Origin of the sequence: Ohtaekwangia sp., from assembly GCF_036568665.1 — a bacterium.
Taxonomy (GTDB): Bacteria; Bacteroidota; Bacteroidia; order Cytophagales; family Cyclobacteriaceae; genus Ohtaekwangia.
On sequence record NZ_DATCSD010000202.1, the window covers coordinates 1 to 4465 of the forward strand.

Genomic DNA, 4465 nt, shown 5'->3' on the forward strand with positions numbered 1-4465 from the left:
AGCTGGTACCCAGAGTTCCTGATGATGGGCAAGGCCTACCGTTTGTATTTCGAACTTCTGAAAGTATACCTCCGGAATTTCGAATGATGTAACAAAGCCGGCACCATCCGATTCTGCATCACCCATGTTCCAGCGCTCTGCTATTTCAGCGGCATATTGAAAGTTGAGTACCGGGTAAAATATAGGTTGCCAGAAAAGCCGTGGCGGAAAGTATTTCATGCCGGAGTCAATAATCAACGCCAGTTCGTTTCTTCCTACCGGACGGTACAGTGTAATATTTTTGTTCATGTTTATTCTCTTTGTAGTACATCTTTAAGCAGCTGATCGTATGCATCGTTCATCGGTAAATCACAGTCAACTTTCCATTGTTTTTTAAAGCTCACTACGGGTTCGTTCTTTACCGGGTTGAATGATGTCTTCTCCACCATGTCATAATAAAATGCAACACCTCTCTTTTGCCATGCCGGTAAATCATTATAGTTTATACCTAAATGAAATAGTATCTCATTTTTTTCACTTACTGATCTTCCTGATAGTTGACTGGTGGCATCGTATACCGAAAATCCTTTCTCTCGTAATTTCCAATAGCACCAGGCATTCAATGCATTTCTGTTGGCATCTTCTGCCCGCCACCGGAAGTAATCAATCACCAATGCATCTGTTGGCAAGGGTATAATCCGACAATCAAATACTCCTATAGCGCCCATGGCTAATGTAAAGCGGGCACTTGCTTCTCCTGCCAGTATGGATCCCAGCTTTCTGGTTTTACGATCAAAACCATTTTCACTTCTATCCAACAGCAAGGAAATCTCATCACTTTCCGTATAGGCATATCGTACTTTAAACCCACAATCCGCGAGGCCTTTGGCTGTAGTAATCATTGCATCGCGAAATGTAACATCAAAGGGTTTCTCCAGTAACAGAAGCTCTTTTGTGAGTCGCGTAAAGCCGCGTCCATCCAAGCGGGCCACCATATATACATCCGGTATAATTCGTTGATCCATGCTTGTTTCGAAAGCACGCATCTTTTTATCAAGTATATCAAATTTCATTTTTCCACTCCTTTACGTTAAACTGATCGTTCTCCAGCACTACATAGTATAGTTTATCAAAGCCTTCATCATATTCTGGCAATTGTAATGCTTTATATTTGGTAATGATACCGACCTCGCTAATCCGATCTGTACCCACACGGTTTTCATTTCGCTTCATACACACCTGCAGTTTTGATTCGAAGTAATACCCAATCACCTGATATTTATACTCTTTCGCCAGCTGAATATAATTCGCTCTTTCCTTCCGGGTTACATCGGTATTATCAATCACTACCCGTTGCTGCAGCTCAAAAGCCGTTTGCATAAATCTGTTCTCTTTATTTCGTGTATTGAACAGATCTAAACTTATGCGCATGTGTGTATTGAAAAAATTAGCTTTATAAAAGCTGCTCTTTCCACTGGCGGGAATACCGGTAAATACAATCAACTCCATATTCTAATTTTTGAAAAACAAAAAAGCCCAGGCTTTGTAGCCCGGGCTTGTATATACTATAGCATTTGCAATTTCAGTGCAGTACATAACAACTCCGGGCAGGATACTTCCACAACGCGTGGAGCATCGAACCTTGTGCATGGATATATAGTTGTTGTGTGTACATGATGATGCAAAAGTAATTCAAGTTTTTATAAACTCGCTATTGCCGATCAACATTTAATTTTAACGTAACAGAAGTTTGTATGTTGTAGCTATATAGCAGCAGTTGCTCGCGTGAGGGATGGAGGTAATTGTTTGAGCCCGGCATGGCAAGCGGGCTGCCTGGCGAGTGCCGACAGCCCGACCCGAGGCACGAGGGGCACGCCCTCTAAAGCCTCTTTAAATATATACCTAATCCACTTCCTTGAAACGCTCGTCACCACACATACGCACGATCTTAGGCATAAAAGTACCGAGTATATCCACCAGGTCTTTCTGCGAATTCATTACCTGGTGTATATCTTTATAGGCCATTGGCGCTTCGTCAAGGCCGGAGCCGATCAACTCTACGCCTGCCTGCTTCAGAAATTTATTCACCTGCCCTGGAAGTATAGTCTGCTTGGCTTTTGTACGCGACATCGTTCGGCCTGCACCATGTGAAGCCGAATTGATGGAAGCTGCTTTACCTTTACCACGCACAATGAAACCCGGTGTGGCCATTGAGCCAGGAATTATACCCAGTATACCTGCACCAGCCGGTGTTGCTCCTTTACGGTGCACAATGATCTCGTTACCGGCAGCATCTTTTTCTTTCCATGCAAAGTTGTGGTGATTCTCAATCATCGCTACAGGTGTTTCGCGCAACGCAGCGGCTACACGCGCGTGTATCTGGTGATGGCAGGCCGAAGCATAATCGCCCGCGAGATTCATCGACAGCCAGTACTCCTGTCCTGCCTCCGAATCAAGGTCAAGCCACGCCAGGTGTTTTGCTTCCTGCGGAAGCTTGCAGACATTCATCGCTATATCTGTATAGTGTCGCGCGATGTTGGCACCGAGTCCACGGGAACCTGAATGCGACAATAACGCTACATATATACCTGGCGCTACATTAAATTCATTTACAGGATTGACAATTTCTACTATACCAAACTCTACAAAATGATTACCTCCACCGGAAGAACCGATCTGTTGCCAGGCGCGGTCTTTCAATTCACGTACGATGGCCAGCTCACTGAATTCTTTTCGCTCGAAGATGGCATCGTCTTTCGGTTTTTGAAATGTAGCCACACCAAAGCGTGTGTTATTAACCAGTATATTTTTAAGGTCATCCATCTTTTCGGTCAGCACCGTTGTTGGTATAGCATATAGCGTCATACACATACGGCAGCCTATATCTACTCCTACACCGTAAGGAATAACGGCATTGTGGGTAGCCAACACACCACCAATTGGCAAGCCGTATCCCTGATGTGCATCGGGCATCAACGCACCGGCTACTGTAACCGGAAGTTTCATGGCTGTTTCCATCTGGCTCAGCGCACCTTGCTCGATGGCTTCGGCACCATATACCTGGTAAGGTTTACCGGGTTGTGATAAAGCAATAACATCATTAACCGGTGCCATGATAGCTTTTGCTAATGGTGAAAGTTTTTCGTCTGCCAGAAAGGAAGCCGGGTCTTTTAACACCTGCGAGAACAGAACCAGAATATCTTCGCGGTCTGTATCGGCATACTCTTTTGTTGCTACCTGAAGTGCTGCACCAATCGCTTTGCCTTCGGCAAAACCTGCGTTTTTAAGATCTGTTCCTGTTAGATTCATTTTCGTTTTGTTTAACGATCCAAAATTCTGCAGCGGGTGCGCAGCCTTTTTGCGCAGTAAATATTTTTAATTTTTTATGGAAAAAATATGTGCCCGGCATCTTTCAGATACTTTAAACCTATTTGTACATGAAAGATCGTTTTACACTTTCCATTCCCACGCCCTGCCATGAGAAATGGAACAGCTTTAGTACGACAAAGCTCGGTGGTTTTTGTTCAAGTTGTAAAAAAGAGGTGATCGATTTTACGAAGTGGGATGAAGAGCAGATCAAAAAATATTTCTCGAAGCATTCTTCGGTTTGCGGGCGGTTTAGTGCCGATCAGCTAAAGGAATATACTTCTGGCTTGACTACGTCATCCCACTGGATACCAGCTTCATTCTTCAGTTTAGCCTTAACGGTTCTCCCTGATTCGTTGCAGGCAACAGATGTGAAGCAACTCATTGTTACACATGAAAATTTACCCAGCGAGAAAGGTAAATCAGTTGCTGGCGGAATGAAAGCCCTGGAAATGGTCTCTGACACATCACGCTTATCTCATACTCGCGACACTACAGCAACTCGTGTATTGGATGTTTCGCGCATGGAGTATAAAAGTAATTCGCTCTGCAATTCCATTGCGACCAAATCGTCACCTGAAGATATTTATATGCTTCAGGGTACTGTAGGAGCTGTTTATATACAAAGATCCTGGCCCAGGAGTATATGGAGGCGTATCCGAAATATATTTCGATGAGACTCAACTTCTCTCTATATATATATATATATATATATACTCAAAAAATAAGGGCTCGTCTGTTTCCAGACGGCCCTCACATCAAACAAACTAACAATGTTCCGTATATACCTGCCCCCTCTTGCCGGTATACACGGTGCTAAGGCATAATCGAGGCACGCTGCTGCATTATATAGGCAACGCGTTCGTTTATACTTTTTTCATCGTTATGCTTTTCAAGTGTTAGCGGATGCCCGCTGTATTTTTCGTATACCGGCATGCCCGTTATATAAACACATTCCATCGATACTATATTTTCCGGCACACGGGCTCCGAACCAATAGGCATCTTCCTTTTCCTGCCAGGTGAGTAAATAGAGTCTGGCTCCTGATGGATATATACCTGAATGGTTTGTTCTGGCAAACGCTACGGCAGTGTCGTTACCATAGAGTACGGCCATTGTG

Annotated in this window: 6 protein-coding genes; 1 reads left to right on the forward strand and 5 read right to left on the reverse strand. The window is 44.0% G+C overall.

Features of this window, described 5'->3' with window-relative positions; translation table 11 throughout:
- The 4 genes from VIN08_RS11335 to VIN08_RS11350 form a co-directional block, all read right to left on the reverse strand.
- Positions 1 to 288: hypothetical protein (locus VIN08_RS11335; RefSeq protein WP_331964693.1), on the reverse strand; the 288-nt coding region annotated here is incomplete at its 3' end.
- 2 nt (positions 289 to 290) lie between these two features.
- Entirely contained in the window at positions 291 to 1052 is a 762-nt protein-coding gene (locus tag VIN08_RS11340) for a tRNA(His) guanylyltransferase Thg1 family protein (RefSeq protein WP_331964694.1), read from the reverse strand.
- Positions 1042 to 1488 carry an AAA family ATPase gene (locus VIN08_RS11345; RefSeq protein ID WP_331964696.1) on the reverse strand — a complete coding sequence of 149 codons (447 nt, stop codon included), beginning with the start codon at positions 1486 to 1488 and terminating at the stop codon, positions 1042 to 1044. The genes VIN08_RS11340 and VIN08_RS11345 overlap by 11 nt, the downstream gene beginning before the upstream one ends.
- Before the next feature lie 393 nt (positions 1489 to 1881).
- Positions 1882 to 3288: an RtcB family protein gene (locus VIN08_RS11350; protein ID WP_331964698.1), complete on the reverse strand. Its 1407-nt coding sequence runs from the start codon at positions 3286 to 3288 to the stop codon at positions 1882 to 1884.
- Between the two features lie 128 nt (positions 3289 to 3416).
- Here VIN08_RS11350 and VIN08_RS11355 point away from each other — a divergent pair, with 128 nt between their 5' ends.
- Positions 3417 to 4022 (forward strand): hypothetical protein, encoded by a 606-nt coding sequence (locus tag VIN08_RS11355; protein ID WP_331964700.1) that lies wholly within the window; start codon positions 3417 to 3419, stop codon positions 4020 to 4022.
- A 139-nt stretch (positions 4023 to 4161) separates the two neighbouring features.
- On the opposite strand, the gene VIN08_RS11360 is transcribed toward VIN08_RS11355, so the two are convergent.
- Positions 4162 to 4465 (reverse strand): hypothetical protein (locus VIN08_RS11360; protein WP_414693273.1); only part of this gene is annotated, 304 nt, incomplete at its 5' end.

Bases quoted from the DNA above. Each gene is read 5' to 3' on its own strand.
- VIN08_RS11340 (WP_331964694.1), bottom strand. From the start codon at position 1,052: ATGAAATTTGATATACTTGATAAAAAGATGCGTGCTTTCGAAACAAGC.
- VIN08_RS11345 (WP_331964696.1), bottom strand. From the start codon at position 1,488: ATGGAGTTGATTGTATTTACCGGTATTCCCGCCAGTGGAAAGAGCAGC.
- VIN08_RS11350 (WP_331964698.1), bottom strand. From the start codon at position 3,288: ATGAATCTAACAGGAACAGATCTTAAAAACGCAGGTTTTGCCGAAGGC.
- VIN08_RS11355 (WP_331964700.1), top strand. From the start codon at position 3,417: ATGAAAGATCGTTTTACACTTTCCATTCCCACGCCCTGCCATGAGAAA.